The organism is Cystobacter fuscus (genome assembly GCF_002305875.1).
GTDB classification, from domain to species: Bacteria; Myxococcota; Myxococcia; order Myxococcales; family Myxococcaceae; genus Cystobacter; species Cystobacter fuscus_A.
Window position 1 is genome coordinate 6587723 of the sequence record NZ_CP022098.1, and the last position, 16970, is coordinate 6604692.

Consider the following 16970-nt stretch of genomic DNA (forward strand, 5'->3'; position numbering starts at 1 on the left):
CCCCACTCACGGGGTGTAGAGCATCCCCAGGGCCCATCCCTCGGCGTAGCCACCCACCACCAGCACCTGCCCCGAGGGCAGCAGCGTCGCCGTGTGGTACGCGCGCTTGCTGCCGATGTCCTCCGAGGCGCTCCACGTGTTGGTGGCCGGATCGTACAGGTTGCTCCATCGTCCGCCCTCCCCTTCATCCCCTCCCACCAGCAGCACCTTGCCCGAGCGCAACAGTGTCGCCGTGGCGCTGGAGCGGGGCGGCAGGGGCAGCGTCCCCGCCTCGGACCACGTGCCCGTCGCCGGATCGTAGAGCTGCGCCATGTCCACCGGAGAGCCTCCGGCCACCAGCACCTTGCCCGACGGCAACAGCGTCGCCGTGTGCCGCCTGCGCTCCTGGCCCGGCGACGCCGCCGCGGACCACGTGCCCGTCGTCGGATCGTACAGCTCCGCCGTGGCGGATGGGGCGCCGCCCACCACCAGCACCTTGCCCGACGGCAACAGCGTCGCCGTGGGCGTCTGGTGATCCGAAAGCAGTCCTCCCGTCGGAGCCCAGGTGTTCGTCTCCGGGTCGTACAGCGCCGCCAGCGCCCCCGCCACCAGCAGCACCTTGCCCGAGGGCAACAGCACCGCCGCGGGGGTCAGGGGCGCGGAGATTCCCGTCTCCAGATCCGCCGCCGGGGACCACGTGCCCGTCGCCGGATCGTACAGCTCCGCCGAGCGCAGGGGCTCATCCGTGGCCGCGCCCCCCACCACCAGCACCTTGCCCGAGCGCAACAGCGTCGCCGTGTGCTCGCGGCGGGGCGTGCGCATGCCGCTCGTGACGGACCAGGCGTTCGTCGCCGGATCGTACAGCTCCGCCGTCTCCACCGCTCCCCCTGGAGTACCGCCGCCCGCGACCAGCACCTTGCCCGAGGGCAACAGCGTCGCCGTGTGCGCGGTGCGGTTCAGGGTCTTGGAGGCCGGGGAGCGCCAGGTGTTCGTCGCCGGATCGTACAGCTCCGCGCCGGCCTCGTCGTTGTCGCCTCCCAGCACCAGCACCTCGCCCGAGGGCAGCAACGTCATCGCGGGACGATAGCGGGGCCGAACCATGGGGCCGGTGGGGGCCCAGGTCCCCGTCGCCGGATCGTACAGCTCCGCCCCCCGCCCCTCGATCAGCACCAACACCTTTCCCGACGGCAGCACCACCGCCGCAGCGGCGTCGCGCTCCTCCCCCGCCGGAGACCACGTGCCCGTCGCCGGATCGAAGACCTCCGAGCTCGCCCCTGGCTCGTCCCCCCGCAGGCCCCCCGTCACCCACACCTTGCCCGAGGGCAGCAGCGCCGCCACGTGGTTCATCCGAGACAGGCGCAGGGAGCCGGCGGAGGACCACGTGTCCGTCGTCGGATCGTACAGCTCGGTCGAGGTGGTGTCGCCCCCCACCACCAGCACCTTGCCCGAGGGCAACAGCGTCGCCGTATGGCCCCCGTGGCCCGCGAGCGAAGAACGCACCGACCTCCACCTGCCCGTCGCGGGCTCGTACAGCTCCGCCGTCGCGAGAGTGGGGCCATTCCAGCCCCCCACCACCAGCACCTGGCCCGAGGGCAACAGCGTCGCCGTGTGCGAGTCGCGCGGCCCGGACATGGAGCCCGTCGGGGTGCTCGTGCCCGTCGCCGGATCGTACAGCTCGGCCGAGGCGGTGCCGCTCCCCGCCACCAGCACCTTGCCCGAGGGCAGCACGGTGGCGGTGTGCCAGAGCCGCCACTCGCGCAATCCGCCCGTCAACCGAGAGACCCCCAGCGACGGCTCGTACACCTCCGTCATCCGCGCGGCGAGCGGCGTCGCCACACCGCCAATCACCAGCACCCCACCCGAGGGCAGCAGCGTCGCCGAGAAGGACTCCCGGCCCCAGCTCAACCCCGCGATGGCGCTCCACGAGCCGGGCGCGAGCCGCGAGCACTCCGGCAGCCCGCCGAAGGTGAAGGCGCGGGACGTGGACAGCCCCAGCGCGTTGCGAACCGTGGCGGTGATGGAGGGCGTCTCCCCGGCGGGCACGCACCTGGGCGCGGTCCAGGCCACCTCGCTCGCCGAGGCGCCCTCCACCGGCGTGCCCAGCGTCCCCAGGCTCGCCGACCACGTGAAGCCGAGCGCGCTGCCCTGGGGATCCCTCGCCTCCACGCGCAGCGTGAGGGTGCCCCCCGGGGTCGCCTGCTCGGCGGAGCTCGTGGCCGCCACCACCTCGGGAGGCAGGGGGGGCGGAGGACCCAGGAGCGGCCGCAGGGCGATGTCCACCCGTGCCGTCTGTCCCGCCACGATCGTGACGTCCTGGGCCTCGCCCACGAGGAGCTTCGCGCCCCCCGCGCCGAAAGCCTCCGCGTGGAAGGCACGAGCGTCCCCCGCGGGAATGTCCTCCACCGTTCCGCTCCACTCGTCGTCCACCCGCGCCAGCTCCAGGGTGCGCGGCTCCAGGCCCTCCGCCGAGAGCGTGACGGACACCCGCTCCACTTCCGTCGGGGCCGGAGTCTGCTCGAGATGGGCCACCAAGCGGGCCGCGCCCGCCATGACGGGCGCGTCAGGCACCTCCGGACGGCAACCCGAGACCATCCACACCAACCCCACTGTCAGCCATGACAACAGGAACGAACCTTCTCGTTGCACGAACTCCCCCAGGGACAATCACGCGCCGGACGGCGCGCGGTACCCCGCACGCTACCCGAGCCTTCGCTCGCGCGGCCGGGTGATGAGGGAACCCTTGAAGTGCCCTCCCTCCTGGCCGTTCTCCCCGCCGAGGAGGAACCGTCTCTCGGAGTACAGCCCTCCTGGAGGACCCCTGAAGTACTGAACAGGGACCCCTCCCGCCTGACCCGAGAACCTCAAGCGAGGAAGCGCTTCCACCACATGGAGCAGCGCGGGCTCGTCACCCGCCGGGCTTGTCCCGCTTGACGCTCCGCCGGCTGTCGCTCACGGGGCGCGCCGCGCGAGCCCTGCTGCGCTGGGGAGGTGGGCGAGGCGGCTCTGGCTGCTCCACGGCATCATCAGCGGGATCCAAGGCCCAGGTGCCCTCTTCCCAGCGCTTCAAGGCCTCGGAGGCTCCGAACGGAACCAACCCCTGCCCTTTCGCGGCCTCCTCCAGAACGGCTCGGGCCTCGGTCGTCCGATGGCGGAGCAGGAACACCGCCGCCATGACACGCACGTCCATGCGCGGATGAGAGAACAGCACCGCGAGCGCGTCCCGCCCGACATCACCGTGTGAACGGAGCTGCGTGAACGCGGCAATCATCTTCCTGGCGTGCAGGTTGCCCTTCTTCGCGTCCCCCCGGAAGATCTCCTCGTTCTGGGCTTGGACGTGATGAGCAAACTCAGCCACGAACTTCTCGAGATTCTCTACCAAATCCCGCTCCTCACATTCCGGATCGCCTGCAAACCAAACTCGCGCTGAGCCTCAGAGGAAGCGTTTCCACCACTGGAGCAGCGCGGGCTCGTCATCCGCCTGAGCTGAGCAGGAAAGGAAGCCCGGGTCGAACGGCTCAAGCCAGGGTTCGAGCACCCGAGCAAGCTCGCGATACGCGGGGAGCGCCTGACCTTGGAGCAGGTCCCCCGCTTCGGGCCACGGACCCAGCGTCACGACGGCGCGCCCCTCGCCCCACTCCTGGACGGAGGTGGTGGGGGACGAAAGCCGGGCACGAAGGCCGGCAACCTCACCCAGCTCGCCGAGCATTGGCTGCCCGAGAAAGTTCAGCCAATGCACCCCATCCACCTGAGCGCCCATGAAGTCATGAATGGTGGCATTGCGCAGATCGAAGCCGGGATGGCGAGTCATCAGCCTACGCAAGTCAGGGGGGCATTCAATACACACGGGCGCGACGTCCAGTGCGAGTCCGGCATGGCCCGAGGCGAAGGGGAGTCGAGAGGCCATGCCGAGAGCCCATTCACGCATGAAATCGGGTCCCCGCTCCTCCAGGAACTCCGTTGGCAACGTAACGCGGAGGATGCTGACGAAGTTGGGTGGCGCTTCGCGGAAGGGAAGCCGAGCACGGTAGTCGAAGCAGTAACCGCTCTCGCGTGCGCCGTGGAGGATGAAGAAAGGATCCGTCCCATCCTTCTCCGCGGAACGGGCCTTGTATGCGGGGTAGTCCTCGAAGAACGTGCGCTCCTTCGGATTCAAAGTGTCCCGAATGAGTTCCCATCCACGCTCCTCCAACGGAAAAGCTTGCCACCAGCGGCAATTGTATTCGGCGAGCGCTTCAGGACGGCCCTCCACCGCGCGCAAGTAAGTGTCGAGCGCATGGGACACCCCCGGCGCGAGGTCGAAATGATCGTGGGGAAGGAAGAAGATGATGCGAAAGACATCTCTCACGAGGAGCTGGTGCTCGACGGTCTCGACCGTTCCCCCTTCGGGAGTCCACGACGACCGGGTGATGGGCCCGGAGATTCTGACTCGGGGGAAAGGCGCACTCATCGGCTCACCGGGTGTAATGCATTGCGATTGACTGACGAGGTCGGACTTCAGTGTGCCTTTGCGTCAGTCAATCAAGCGGCTGCGTGTTCGCGTTTCCCCAGGTAGTGGGTGTCAGGGCCCGCGGGCCAGGCGCTCGACGTACTCGGCGGGCAGGCCCGCGCTCTTCGCGCCACGCACCAGCGCCTCGATGAAGCGCGGGCTCACCGGCCCCTCCGTGGACGAGCGCCGGGGCGACGTCACGAACGCCGTGGCCTTCACCTCCTGGCCCTCCACGCGCACGCGCACCTCGCGCTCCACGCACATCCCCGTCACCGCCCCCTCCTTGTGCTGGATGATGGGCCAGTCCTTGCCCCCAATCTCGAACAGCCGCCCGAACACGCTCCGCCCCGGCTCGTCCGTCAGCCCCGCCACCCGCCCTCCCCACCACCGCGACGGGAAGTCGTAGACCAGGTCCACGTCCAGCGCCTCGGCCAGCCTGCCCTCGGGCAATTCGAAGAAGCCGTAGCTGTGCTGATCCCTCCACTCCAGGAACGCGGCCCGGTCCAGGATGGTGGAGTAGGCGAAGTACAGCCGCGACGCCCCGGAGTCCGCCGCGTTCCGGGCCTTCATCACCTGATCGTAATGCGAGTCCATGGGGTGCTCCTTCTCACGACTTGCCTACCGGTTCGACTCCTCGCGCAGCGCGTCGAGGATTCCGCCCACGTCCAGCCGGGCCGTCTTGATGAACAGGCGCAGCGCGCGCTCCACGCGCTCGGCGAGCGTGGTCATCTTCTCCAGCCGCGCCAGCCGCTCGGAGGGCACCAGGCCCTGCGCCTCGGCGAGCCGGCGCGCCTCGAGCAGATCCGCGCGGATGCGGGCGATGAAGGACGCCTCGCGCTCCTCCACCACGTGCGACACCATGCGGATGAGATCCGTCTCGGCCGCGTAACGCCAGGCGCTGTCCTGGGGCGAGCGCACCCGCCGCACCACGCCCCAGCGCTCCAGGTCGCGCAGCAGCATGGACACCCCGCCCTTGGACAGCTCCAGCTCGCGCTCCAGCTCGCCCGCGGTGAGGGGCTCGCCGCGCAGGTAGAGCAGCGCCCACACCCGGCCCTGGTTGCGCTTGAAGCCCCAGAACTCGATGACGTTGCCCACCGCGTCCGTGGCGACGGCCTCCCAGGGAGCCAGGTGCCCGGAGACGGGTGGCCCACCGCTGCCCGTCTCGCCACCCGTCCACAGGTAGCCCTTCATGCCGCCCGGCTCCGGGCCTCGGCCTGGGCGGTGATGCCCTCGGAGAGCTGGCGCGCCCAGCGCACCAGCTCCGTGCCCATGCCCTGGTGCGCGTAGGGCCCGAGCGCCTCCAGCGCGGCGGCGATCTCCGCGTTCATCCGCTCGACGGCCAGCGGCACCGCGTCGGTGCGCTCGATGGCGTCGCCGAGGGCGCGCGTGCGCTCGGGGTTGATGGTGGTGAAGGCCCAGGCGTCCTTGAGCTTGCCGCGCAGGGAGCCATCGCGCGCCACGGCCAGGAGGATGGGCAGCGAGGGCGTGCCGGAGAGCACGTCCGCGTAGCGGGGCTTGCCGGGGTCGGTGCCGAGCACGTCGCGGATGTCGTCGGCGATCTGGAAGGCCACGCCGAGCCGGCGGCCGAAGGCGTCGAAGCGCTCGGCGGCCTCGGGCTGGCCGGCGAGCGTGGCGGCGGCATGGCCACACCAGCCGAAGAGCGAGCCCGTCTTGCCCTCGGCCACGTAGCGCAGCCGCTCCAGGGACAGCTCCAGGTTGCCGCGCGACTCCACCTCGGCGATGGCCGCGCGCGACATCTCCATCACCACCGCGAGCGCGCTCTGGGTGAGGCGCGGATCCAGGTGGCTCAGGCGGAAGAGCGCCGTGGAGAGGATGAGGTCACCGCTCATCACCGCGACGATGTTGCCCCAGCGCGCGTTCACCGTGGGCCGGGCGCGGCGGAACATGCCGGCGTCCACCACGTCGTCGTGCAGGAGGCTGGAGGAGTGGATCATCTCCGCGGCCACGGCCACGTCGAGCAGCTTCTCGGGGGGAACGCCGAACACGCCGCCGAAGAGGCGCACCAGCAGGGGCCGGGCCCGCTTGCCGCCAGCGCCCAGGCACAGGTGGCGCGCGGCCTCCATCAACGTGTCTCCCTGGGTGTCCGGTCCCGCGTCTCCGTCGTCCAGCATGGTGCCCAGCCGCTGCTCCACGCTCCCCAGAAAGTCCGCCAGCTCACGCGCCAATTCCATGTACCCCTCTCCTCCGCGGCGTTCATATAGTTCAAGACCGCATGAACCGCACCAGCTTCCTGTGGGTCCGAGGGGCCCGAGGGGTCGGTGGAGGTGGGCGGAGGACACTCGGCCCCGGAGCAGGCGGGCCCGGGGGGCTGGTTGGAGCGGGTGGGAGGGGTCGGGTAGAGACAGGCGCGTGCCTCTCGCCGTCCTGCACCGTCACGTCCTGCGCAGTCTGGCCGCCCTCGCCTCCGTCGTGCCGTTCGCCCGGCCCGGAGCCCCTCCCCTCGCGAGTGCCCCCTCCACGAGCACCACGGCGCACGTGCCCTCAAGCCACAAGGCGCGCCGCCGCCTGCGCCGGTCGCTCCGGGCCTCGGTGGCCGAGGGCATCATGGCGGAGGTGGTGACGGCGGGCGCGGGCTCCACGGCGCTCACCGCGTGGGCGCTGGCGCTCGAGTTGGGCCCCTTCCAGGTGGGGATGATGACCGCCCTGCCCTTCTTCGCCCAGTTCGTGCAGTTCCCGGCGGCGTGGCTGACGTCCACCTTCGGCCACCGGCGCATGGCGCTCTCGGTGGTGCTCGTCTCCCGGTTGATGATGCTGGCGCTGTGCGCGCTGCCGTGGCTGCCCTTGCCGCTGGTGGGCCAGCAGCGGTTGCTGATGTCGGTGGCGGGGCTGTGGGCGGTGCTGGGCGTCATCGGCAACAACGCCTGGGTGGCGTGGATGGGCGAGCTGGTGCCCGAGTCCATCCGCGGGCGCTTCTTCGGCCGGCGCACGGCGCTGTGCACGTTGAGCAACCTGATCGCCTCGCTGGTGGCGGGCGTGGTGATGGACAGGCTGCGTCCGGCGACGGGCGTGGGTCCGGCACTGCCCCTGCTGGCGGCGGTGTCGTGCGCGGCGGGCATCGTGTGCACGGTGCTGATGGCCCGGCAGCATGATCCGGCGCCCCCCGGCACCCGGGAGAAGCCGAAGTTGGACCTGCGCGTGGCGCTCGTGCCGCTGCGCGACGAGCGGGCGCGCCGGGTGCTCGTGTACCAGACGTTCTGGAACGCGGCGGTGGGCCTGTCCGCGCCCTTCTATTCCTTCTTCATGCTGCAGAACCTGAAGATGAGCTTCCTGCTCATGTCCGTGCAGCTCGCGGCGGTGGCCGCCGTGCGCATGCTGGCGGCGCCCCTGTGGGGCAAGCTCATCGACAGGCTGGGAGCACAGCCCGTGGTGGTGCTGTGCTCGCTGATCCTGGGCCTGTTGCCGCTCGTGTGGCTGTTCCCCACGGCCACGTTCCTCTGGCCGCTCATCCTCGACGCGCTGCTGGCGGGCGTGCTGTGGGGAGGCCACAATCTGGCCATCTTCGCGCTGCCGCTCGCGGTGGCCCCGCGCCAGGGCCGGCCCTTCTACCTGGCGGCGTTCTCCACGGCGGCGGGACTGTCCTACGCGCTGGCCTCGTCCGTGGGTGGGGCGCTGGCGAGCGCGCTGCCCACGGAGTTCACCCTGGGCGGCCACGTGTGGGCCAACCTCCAGGTGCTCTTCGCCCTGTCCGCGGTGGCGCGGTTGTGCGCGGCGCTGCTCGCCCTGCGCATCATCGAGCCGGGGGTGAAGAGCGTGGACTCGCTCGGGGCGCTGGTGGCCCTGGTGCGCCCGTCCCGGCGGGAGGCTCCGGCGGTGGAATCCCGGAGCGCTTCCCTGTCCCCGCTCGCCGAGCCCGTGCGCGTGGAGAGCTGACGCCCGCGCTCAGACGGAATCGAGCGCCATCTGGCGCAGCCGCTCGTTGTAGACGGCCGTGGCCTGGAAGAAGTCGCGCACCAGGGAGAGGAAGCTCGCCCGCCGCTCCTCCAGTCCCGGCTCGAGCGGGAGCTGGGGCGCGCCCCGGTCGAACCACAGCAGGCCGCGCAGTCCCGCGATCAACCGGTGCAGGGGAAACAGGCGCACCGCGTCCAGCACCACGATGCGCCGCGCGTTCATGGGGGTGAAGGAACTCTCGTACTCATCCGAGCCCCTGCTGCTCCAGACTCCTATCTCCTCGAAGTAGGCCAGCGTCTCGTCGGGCAGGAGGAACAAGGAGCGGCGCAGGTGCACGCCGCTCTGGGAGCCACAGCGGGGTTGCCCCGAGACCGACAGGCCGGAATCCATCCCGAGCGGATAGCCCGGCGAGTCCAACCACGCCTCGCGCAGGACCTTGTCCGGAGGGGTGCCCAGCCGCGATTCCAGGGCGCGCCGCCGCGCCTCCAGCGAGCCTCCCGGGAAGTCGAGGCGCTCGCGCAGGGGCGCGAGCTGGAAGTACTTCATGGCCGGGGCGGCCAGGGGGATGAGCCGCTCGAGCAGGAGCGCCTGACGCACCTCGATCTCCTGGAACAACTCCGCCTCGGACAAGCACTCGTCCGGGGACGGAGCCTCGGCGGTGGCGGGCACCCTGTCGGGATCGAAGGTGGGGAGATCCTTGAGGGTGGGCCGCCGGTCGGACAGGTAGATGACGGGAGGCGGTTCGCGGGAGTCCTTCATGCAGGGGGCGAGGTTAGCGCCGGAGCCGCACGGGCGTCAGGGACTCAGGGTGTAGGGGTCCATGGCGTTGGGGGGCACGCAGCCTCTACGAGAGCACTGGGCGGAGTAGGCCCTTCGCGTCCAACACCTCCTGGACCCTGCGACCGAGCGCCAGGTGCTCTGGGTTGGAGGCGCTCAGACGCTCCGGTGCCAGGACCATGACCGTCCCCTTGTCCTCTACTGGCTCTGCTCGGACGGGCGGAGGCAGCGGAGGCACATCCCCGCGCTCACGCGCTACGTAGGTGAGCCAACCCGCGAAGCCCCGCGGATCTCTCGCGGGTCGAAGCGCCCTACGAAACTCATGGGTGGCGATGACGCCGAAGAGCGGCTCCCACGCGAGCACCATTGCCCGCAGCACGCTCACCAGGACGGGAGCTGTCAGCACGCGTGCACCCTCTGGTTCAGCGTCCGTCCGAGGGAGATAAAGCACGCAGCTATTGGGGTAGGCTCCAGATGCATCCCCACAAGTGAGTTGCACCATGCCCCCGTGCCCGGCCTCCGCGTGCCCCGTCCAGGCTCCAAGGCTAAATCCGTCCTTTCCGAGCTGGTTCTCCTCACACTGAAAGTAGCGAAGGAAGGTCCCAACATCCGGCGTGAGCTCCCTCTGAAGCGCTTCCTCCAGTGAGTCCCCCTGCTCGAACCAACGAGCGTAGATCTCGTCGCACTGCGCGAGGAGACGAAAGAAAGCAACCGAACGCCGGGCGCACTCCTCTGCGGACTCAAGCCGGGCCGGCCAGTAGACGCCTGCGTAGTACCTCTCCGTCATGGCACTCCTCCCGCTGAAGCCCGCTGGTAGACAACCTCAATCCCGTGAAGGCCCGCATTCTCGATCATCTTCTCAAGAATACCGACCATCTCCGGCTCTGCCACGTACCACCGAATGGGGACGCCATCGGCTACCCGGATCTGGCGCTTCGCTGTCTCCAGCATCTTCTTTGCGCCTCGAAAATATTCCTTGGGTTCAAGGTTCTCGTCGAAGTGCTTGGCGTAGCTGAACGCTTTGCCGTCCTGCAGAACACCCTCCGAGATGCTGTAGCCGTCGAAGTCTGCCTTCTCTCCGTTCCTCCACACGCGGTAGACCCACCCCGGCGGCGCTCCTGTCACCTGGCATTGATAGCAGCGAGAGTCCTCAGACATGCTCTCGTTTGCCGGCTCCCACTTCCCAGGACCACCCGAGGGAGGCCAGCCGCTCCCCCCTCCGCCACCCTGCGCTCCCACGTTGGCCATGTGCAGGACGTAGGTGGCACTCAGCGCGTTGCCCGCTACTGCAACGGCTCCCCCTACAGGAACCGCGACCAGACGCACCGCGAGAAGCCCATCCCCCGAGAGGGACAAGAGTGGCACGCTCATACTCCCGAGCTTGCCTCCCCAGGATGAGGCCTTCGCAGCTCCCGCCCCCGTGGTGCCCACCGTCAGAACTATTCCCGTCGACAGCCGGGAGATCGTCCGCACCTTCGCCGCATACGGCTTGTGACGGAACTCCTCCCACAACTGCGGCGAGTTCTCGTAGAGCTGCCTCACCGCGCCCGGCAGCTGCGCCAGCCCCTCGAGCGTCTCTCCCGTATAGAAGACCAGCCGGTAGAGACCTTCCACCATGTCCACCACAGCGAGCACCGCTCCCTCGGCAACCGCCAGCGCCGGGTTGTCGTCGGGCTCATACATGCCCGTCGGCCGCGCCCCCTTCGGCACCTCGAGCTGCTGGTTCACTGGAAAGAGGCGCTCGCCCTCGATGGCGTAGAACGGGCCCACCTCGAAGCGACCGGCCCGTAACGCCCCGTCCTCGGCGAGTACGACCTGACCGGCTTGCTGGACCGCCACTCCCGTCGTGGCCCTCACCAGGTATCCGTCCGGACGAAGCACCAGCAACCGCGAGAAGCGCCGCATTCGCGCATGGAGCTCGTCCCTCGTCACCCCCTCGCCGCTAGCGGCTACCTCCAAGAGCAGGTGCGCCGCCATGCGGCGCAGCCCGAAGTTGCCCAGCGTCACCGGCGTGGAGAGCAGGTGCTGCACCAGCTCCAATGCCTGCTGAGGCGCCAGTGTGCGCCCTTCCCTGGGCAACGCGGTGCCAGGCACGCCAGCTTGCGCGAGGAACCCCTGGAAGTAGTCGAGCGTCATGGGCACCTCGAACGGCCGCCCGTCACCCACTCCATCCGGCCATCCACCGCCCTTCCCCTCCGGGTGTACCTCCTCGTCCACCACGCTCACGCCGCGCGGTCGATTCCGGGCCCGCTCCGGCGCCCTGGCAGACCCGGCCGCGCCAACCTCCGTCGGGACTGCGGCTTCGCGCGCCTCAGTGCCAGCGTCACTGCCCTCGGTGTCCTCAATGGCCGCCCCGGTCCTCGTTGAAGACACCCTCTGGACCTGGCCAGCGCCCTCCTGTGACCTGGGACTCGTACGCTGCACCCGCCACCGATGGCGCGCGCCGCCAGCGAGCATCCCGCCCATGGGGTAGCCCGTCGCGCATGCCGTCTGCAGCCCGAGGAGCACCAGCGCCACAAAGAGCGAGGCCCACCACGGCGTGCCCCGCGGCTCCGCCGAACCTCGAGCTGCGTACCGCCGCCCTTCCCCGCCTCAGGACTCCGGTATTCATTCTCCATGGCGCTGCCTTTCCCCCAGGTGAAACAACCCTGAAGAATAGGACACGGGGGCACCCAACCATACAGGGGGGATGCCCTCGCGCGGGGCCGAGAAGGTGGAGGTGACGGTCGCCGCGGCCGAGGAGGATCCGGAGACCACCACGCTCTCGGTCAAGACGAGCCCATGGACAGGGGCATGTACGCGCTCGCCGAGGGCACCGAAAGGACCTTCACCGCCCGAGCCCTGGACTTTGCCGGGACACAGCTCTACGCGGGGCCGCCTACGACTCCGCACGGGACTTGAAGGGAGCAGCGCCGCCACACGCGCGGCGCTCCTCCCAACGGGGTGCGTCAGCTCGTGGGCAGATCGAGCTTGTAGCCCGCGCGCTCGAGCATCTGCTTGAACTCGCCCTTGGCCACGGCCTTGATGTAGGCGTCGTTCGGCTCGCACAGCTTGCGCTTGACGAGGTCGAACAGCGAGTCGTTGAGCGTGGACATGCCGATGCCGCGCGACGTCTGCATGATGGACGGAATCTGGAACGTCTTGCCCTCGCGGATGAGGTTGGCGACGGAGCTGGTGCACAGGAGCACCTCCTGCGCGGGCACGCGGCCTCCACCAATCTTCTTCACGAGCATCTGCGAGATGACGCCCTTGAGGGACTCGGAGAGCATCATGCGGATCTGCTCCTGACGGTCCGCGGGGAACTGGTCGATGATGCGGTCCACCGTCGAGGGCGCCGTGTTGGTGTGCAGGGTGCCGAAGACGAGGTGGCCCGTTTCCGCCGTTTCGATGGCGATGGCGATCGTCTCCAGGTCTCGCATTTCGCCCACGAGCACGATGTCTGGGTCCTCGCGCAGCGCGGCGCGGAGCGCGTTCTTGAAGCCGTGCGTGTGGACGTGGACCTCACGCTGGTTGACCAGACATTTCTTGTTCGGGTGGACGAACTCGATCGGGTCCTCGATCGTGATGATGTGATCCTCGCGGTTGCGATTGATGTAGTCGATCATCGCCGCGAGCGTGGTGGACTTGCCCGAGCCGGTGGGGCCGGTGACGAGCACCAGGCCCTTGCTCAGGAAGCACAGATCGAGGATGTGCTTGGACAGACCCATGTCCTCGGCCGTCATGATCTTCGTGGGGATCTGCCGCATCACCGAGCCGATGCCCTTGCGATCCTCGAAGACGTTGACGCGGAAGCGGGCGCGATCGGTCTCGTAGGCGAAGTCCGTGTCGCGCGTCTCCTCCCACTGCTTCTTGTTCTTCTCCGGCGCGATGCTCCAGAGCATGGCCTTGAGCCGGTCATGCGACAGCTCGCGGTAGTCATCCTGGGGCACCATGTCGCCGTCGATGCGCAGCATGGGCACCACCTGGCTGGACATGTGAAGGTCCGAGGCCTTCTTGTCGAGCATTCGGTTGAGCAGGCCGAGCAGCGTCTTGTGCGCGTCCGGATCCGCCTCCACGGGCAGCACCTTGATGGAGGACGGCTCGGGGGCGGCCGGGGCCGGAGCCGGTGTCGGCGCGGGGCCTTGGCGGCGGCGGGGCCTTGGCGGCGGCGGCGGGAGCGGGCGCGGTGAAGGCACCACCGGAGCCCCGGGCCGCCAGCTCCATCATGTCTGCGGGCGAGGCCAGCTCCAGCTTCTCCTCACCGGAGGACGGGGGCAGATCCAGGGCGGCCGGGGCCGAGGGCGCCGCCACGACGGTGTTGGCCGCCGGGGCCGGGGCCTTGTAGGGCACCAACGCCACCTTCAAGTGGCCCGAGACGTTCTGTACCTTCACCTGCACCGAGCCCGCGGGGGCCGCGTACGGGAAGGTGGACACTCCCTCGGGAGGGAAGTTCGCGCGCAGATCCGCGGGGACGATCTCCGAGAGCGCGCCGATGATCTGCTGCGTGTTGAGCCCCGCCTTGACCATGGGCACGTTGCCCGAGGCGGTACGCAGGGTGATGCCACTGCCGGTCTCCAGCATGATGGCGACAGCGGATTCCTTGTAGAGCTTGTCGATGAAGGCGTCGAACCGGGCCATGGCTACTCAGCGGCGAAGGGTTTCCACATAAGCGACGTGTTTCTTGTTGACGAGAACGACCTGCCCCGCCTCTTGGAGGATGGGGAAGAACGAGGGGGCGCTGTTGAGGTAGTCCGTCAACCGCGAGTGGGCCTCGGGCAGTACGTAGGTGATGAGCCCGCGCAGCCGCTGCCCGTCCGTCAGCCGCACCTCCACCTCGTGCTCGGTGGGGATGTTGAACGGATCCACGACATTGGGCTCGTGCTCGGCGGCCACGCGCGCCATGGCGAGGTTCTCGCAGTGCACGAACGTCATGGTCTCCGTCTCCGCGTCGAGCGCGGGGATGAACTGGGAGCCACTGTCGTTGAGGAGATCCGAGAGCCGCTCGCCACCGGCGCGCGCGGGAGTGGCTTCGGCGAGGAACACGGCGACCTGGCGCGAGGAGCCACCCGGCAGGATGAACTGGGCCGCCACGCGTCGTTTCGGTACGGAGAGGGAATCCAGCATAGGGAGCAGGGGGGGGAAGGCGTGTGTTTTCTAGCATACTCCCGCCCGCTCCCGGCATCCCCGCTCCTCCGCTCGCCCTCTTCCCACCCCCTTCACCCTCCCGTCACCCGGGAGCCACCCACCAGGGGCCCCCTGCTTCCTCTCCCAGGAGGCGGATTCAGGTTGCCCCCTGGCGCTCCGTCCAATATGACAATGCGAATCATTATCAAGATTCAGGAGAAAGACTGAATGGAGCCAACCGAACGCGCCGGCCGGCGAGGACCCCTGCCCGTGAAGCTGCGACTGCTCGAGGTGCGGCGGGTGACGCAGCTCAGCCCGCACATGCGGCGGATCACCGTGGGAGGCCCGGAGCTGGAGGGATTCCAGAGTCCCGGAGCGGATGATCACGTGAAGCTGTTCTTCGCGGAGCCGGGGCAGCGCATGCCGTCCATGCCGGTGCTGGGGCCCCAGGGGCTGACGATGCCGGAGGGCAAGCCCAAGCCCGCCTCGCGCGACTACACGCCCCGCCGGTATGACGCGGCCAGGGGGGAGCTGGACATCGACTTCGTGCTGCATGACGCCGGGCCCGCCTCGTCGTGGGCCGCCCAGGCCAAACCGGGTGACTTCCTCGGCGTGGGAGGCCCGCGCGGCACGTTCTTCGTCGCCAACGACTTCGACTGGTACCTGCTCGCGGGCGACGCGAGCGCCCTGCCCGCCATCGGCCGTCGGCTCGAGGAGCTCCCCGCCGGGGCGCGCGCCCTCGTCTTCATCGAGGTGGCCGACGCCTCCGAGGAGCAGCGCTTCGACACCAAGGCCCAGGCGTCCATCACCTGGCTGCACCGCAATGGGGCCGAGGCCGGGACGACGAACCTCCTGGAGAAGGCGCTGCGCGAGGTGCAACTGCCTCCGGGAGACGGCTTCACCTGGGTGGCGGGCGAGGCCAACACGCTCAAGCCCATCCGCGAGCACCTGACCCAGGAGCGCGGCCTGCGCAAGGAGTGGACCCGGGTGACCGGCTACTGGAAACGTGGAGTAGGCGACCATCACGACTCCAAGGGGTAGGCGCGACAACTCGCCGCAGGGGGAAGGGCGGGCGGCTGGCCCTACAGTGCGAGCGCCATGTGGAAGATCCGATTCGCCCTCGCCGCCCTGGCCTGCTTCCTCCTCCTCTTTCCCCGGGAGGGACTCGCCTGTGCCACCTGTGCCTGTGGTGACCCCACCCTGACGTCCATGGGCACCGAGCAGCCCTTCGCCGGGCGCCTGCGCCTGGCCACCCAGGTGCGCGCCTGGAGCCTCGCGTCGGGCCAGCCCCGCGTGGACAACATCGACCTGCGCGAGCTGCGCATGGACTTGTCGGTGGCCTATGCCCCCCTGCCCTGGCTCTTCCTGTCCGTCATGGCGCCCCTGCAGGCCCGGAGCCTCCAGGACGTCAGCCTCGCGCGCGAGGGGGGCTGGGGGCTCGGGGACATGGAGGTCAGCGCCCGCTTCTTCCTCTTCCGGGATCGGGACTTCTCCGCCAACCACCTCGTGAGCGTGCTCGCGGGCAGCCGGCTGCCCACCTCCGTCACCCAGACGGCCCGGGGCCTGCCGCTGTCGCTGGATGCCCAGCTCGGCACGGGCTCGTGGGATCCCTTCCTGGGGCTGTCCTACACGGCCTACGCGGGGGACTGGTCCTTCATCGCCAGCGCCACGGGCTACCTCCCCACGCGCGGGCGCGAGGGCTTCCGCGCGGGCCCCTCGGTGCTCTCCACCCTGGCCGCGCAGTTCCAGCCGAGCCCCGCCTGGGCGCTGCGGCTCGCCGTGGATGGCCGCGTCGAGGGCGAGAGCAACCAGGCCGGCGTCCGGGACGAGGTGGGCAGCGGCGCCATCGCGTACGTGTCGCCCGACGTGCTCTTCAGCCCCGTCACGGACGTGGTGGTGCAGCTCGGGGTGCGCGTGCCCGTCATCAACCAGTTGCGCGGCAACGTCCGGCCCACCCCCATCCTCCAGGCCGCGCTCGTCCACGATCTATGAAAACCTCCGCCCCTCTCCTCCTCGCCCTGCTGGCCCTGTGCGCGTGTGGCTATCGCGAGGAGGGCACCCGGCTGCACCTCGGTCTCGACTTCCGCCCGGCGGGCGACGTGCACACGCAGGGCAGCACGCGCGAGTTCCTCGATGACCGAGGAGACCGCATCGTCCTTCGCCGCGCCCACGTCACGCTCGGCGCCATGGAGATCTTCCCCTGCCAGAGGAGCAGTGCCTGGAAGTGGCTGCGCGCGCTCTCCCCCATCGGCACGGCCGAGGCCCACTCGGAAGGCAGCCCCCGGAAGCTGGGCACGCCGTACGTGGTGGGCCTGACGCTCGCGGACGGCGAGGCGCTGGCACTGGGCACCCTGCGGCCTCCGCCGGACAGCTACTGCCGTGTCCACCTCGTCTTCGCCCCGGCGGACGCGGATGCCGAGGGCCTGGGCACCCAGCCCGACATGGAGGGCAAGACCCTGGTGTTGGAGGGCGAGCGGATTCCCGCCGACGGAGGCCCCACCGTGCCCTTCCACCTGGAGACGAGCGACGTCATCAACGCCGAGGTGTCGCTGGAGGGGCTCACCTTGTCGCCCGAGTCCCTGGAGGCGAACCGCACCCTGCACCTGGCCTATGATCAGTGGCTGGATGGGGTGGACTTCGTGGCGACGGGAGGCTCGGCCACGAACCAGATTCTGAGCAACCTGGCCCGCTCCGTGTCCCTCCAGCCCTGAGCCCG

General features: G+C 69.7%; 15 protein-coding genes and 1 pseudogene. 4 read left to right on the forward strand and 12 right to left on the reverse strand.

Annotation, left to right across the window (positions count from 1 at the left end):
* Positions 1-6 precede the first annotated feature (6 nt).
* The 6 genes and pseudogenes from CYFUS_RS26860 to CYFUS_RS26885 form a co-directional block, all read right to left on the reverse strand.
* Complete coding sequence (locus tag CYFUS_RS26860; RefSeq protein WP_157758673.1) at positions 7-2625, reverse strand: Kelch repeat-containing protein; 2619 nt, start codon at positions 2623-2625, stop codon at positions 7-9.
* A 382-nt stretch (positions 2626-3007) separates the two neighbouring features.
* Positions 3008-3358, reverse strand: a pseudogene (locus CYFUS_RS26865) (DUF2019 domain-containing protein); the annotation flags it as partial.
* Positions 3359-3409: 51 nt separating this feature from the next.
* Positions 3410-4426, reverse strand: coding sequence for a type VI immunity family protein (locus tag CYFUS_RS26870; RefSeq protein ID WP_095987829.1), 1017 nt, complete (start codon positions 4424-4426; stop codon positions 3410-3412).
* A gap of 111 nt (positions 4427-4537) precedes the next feature.
* The gene (locus CYFUS_RS26875) at positions 4538-5059 is read right to left on the reverse strand and encodes a gamma-glutamylcyclotransferase (RefSeq protein ID WP_095987830.1); all 522 of its coding nucleotides are present in this window, start codon (positions 5057-5059) and stop codon (positions 4538-4540) included.
* Positions 5060-5083: 24 nt separating this feature from the next.
* On the reverse strand, positions 5084-5656 hold the full coding sequence (locus tag CYFUS_RS26880) for a GbsR/MarR family transcriptional regulator (RefSeq protein ID WP_095987831.1): 573 nt from the start codon (positions 5654-5656) through the stop codon (positions 5084-5086).
* Complete coding sequence (locus tag CYFUS_RS26885; RefSeq protein ID WP_095987832.1) at positions 5653-6657, reverse strand: polyprenyl synthetase family protein; 1005 nt, start codon at positions 6655-6657, stop codon at positions 5653-5655. The genes CYFUS_RS26880 and CYFUS_RS26885 overlap by 4 nt, the downstream gene beginning before the upstream one ends.
* Before the next feature lie 178 nt (positions 6658-6835).
* On the opposite strand from CYFUS_RS26885, the gene CYFUS_RS26890 reads away from it, so the two are divergent.
* A complete protein-coding gene (locus CYFUS_RS26890) occupies positions 6836-8356 on the forward strand; it encodes an MFS transporter (RefSeq protein WP_095987833.1) in 1521 nt (506 codons plus the stop codon).
* A gap of 9 nt (positions 8357-8365) precedes the next feature.
* Here CYFUS_RS26890 and CYFUS_RS26895 read toward each other — a convergent pair whose 3' ends face one another.
* From CYFUS_RS26895 to CYFUS_RS26915, 6 genes are all read right to left on the reverse strand, one after another.
* Entirely contained in the window at positions 8366-9133 is a 768-nt protein-coding gene (locus CYFUS_RS26895; protein ID WP_095987834.1) for a hypothetical protein, read from the reverse strand.
* 85 nt (positions 9134-9218) lie between these two features.
* A complete protein-coding gene (locus CYFUS_RS54375; RefSeq protein ID WP_095987835.1) occupies positions 9219-9938 on the reverse strand; it encodes an Imm52 family immunity protein in 720 nt (239 codons plus the stop codon).
* Complete coding sequence (locus CYFUS_RS26905) at positions 9935-11287, reverse strand: Tox-REase-5 domain-containing protein (protein WP_157758674.1); 1353 nt, start codon at positions 11285-11287, stop codon at positions 9935-9937. The genes CYFUS_RS54375 and CYFUS_RS26905 overlap by 4 nt, the downstream gene beginning before the upstream one ends.
* Positions 11288-12099: 812 nt before the next feature.
* Positions 12100-13155, reverse strand: coding sequence for a type IV pilus twitching motility protein PilT (locus tag CYFUS_RS51825; RefSeq protein ID WP_198316939.1), 1056 nt, complete (start codon positions 13153-13155; stop codon positions 12100-12102).
* Positions 13067-13768: a hypothetical protein gene (locus tag CYFUS_RS51830; RefSeq protein WP_198316086.1), complete on the reverse strand. Its 702-nt coding sequence runs from the start codon at positions 13766-13768 to the stop codon at positions 13067-13069. Before CYFUS_RS51830 ends, CYFUS_RS51825 begins: the two co-directional genes overlap by 89 nt.
* A 6-nt stretch (positions 13769-13774) precedes the next feature.
* A complete protein-coding gene (locus CYFUS_RS26915; protein WP_095992247.1) occupies positions 13775-14221 on the reverse strand; it encodes a hypothetical protein in 447 nt (148 codons plus the stop codon).
* A 261-nt stretch (positions 14222-14482) separates the two neighbouring features.
* Here CYFUS_RS26915 and CYFUS_RS26920 point away from each other — a divergent pair, with 261 nt between their 5' ends.
* From CYFUS_RS26920 to CYFUS_RS26930, 3 genes are read left to right on the forward strand one after another with little or no spacing between them, the layout of a single operon-like run.
* Positions 14483-15295 carry a siderophore-interacting protein gene (locus tag CYFUS_RS26920; RefSeq protein WP_095987837.1) on the forward strand — a complete coding sequence of 271 codons (813 nt, stop codon included), beginning with the start codon at positions 14483-14485 and terminating at the stop codon, positions 15293-15295.
* A gap of 57 nt (positions 15296-15352) precedes the next feature.
* Entirely contained in the window at positions 15353-16246 is an 894-nt protein-coding gene (locus CYFUS_RS26925; protein WP_095987838.1) for a hypothetical protein, read from the forward strand.
* Positions 16243-16965, forward strand: coding sequence for a hypothetical protein (locus CYFUS_RS26930; protein ID WP_095987839.1), 723 nt, complete (start codon positions 16243-16245; stop codon positions 16963-16965). Before CYFUS_RS26925 ends, CYFUS_RS26930 begins: the two co-directional genes overlap by 4 nt.
* Positions 16966-16970 lie beyond the last annotated feature (5 nt).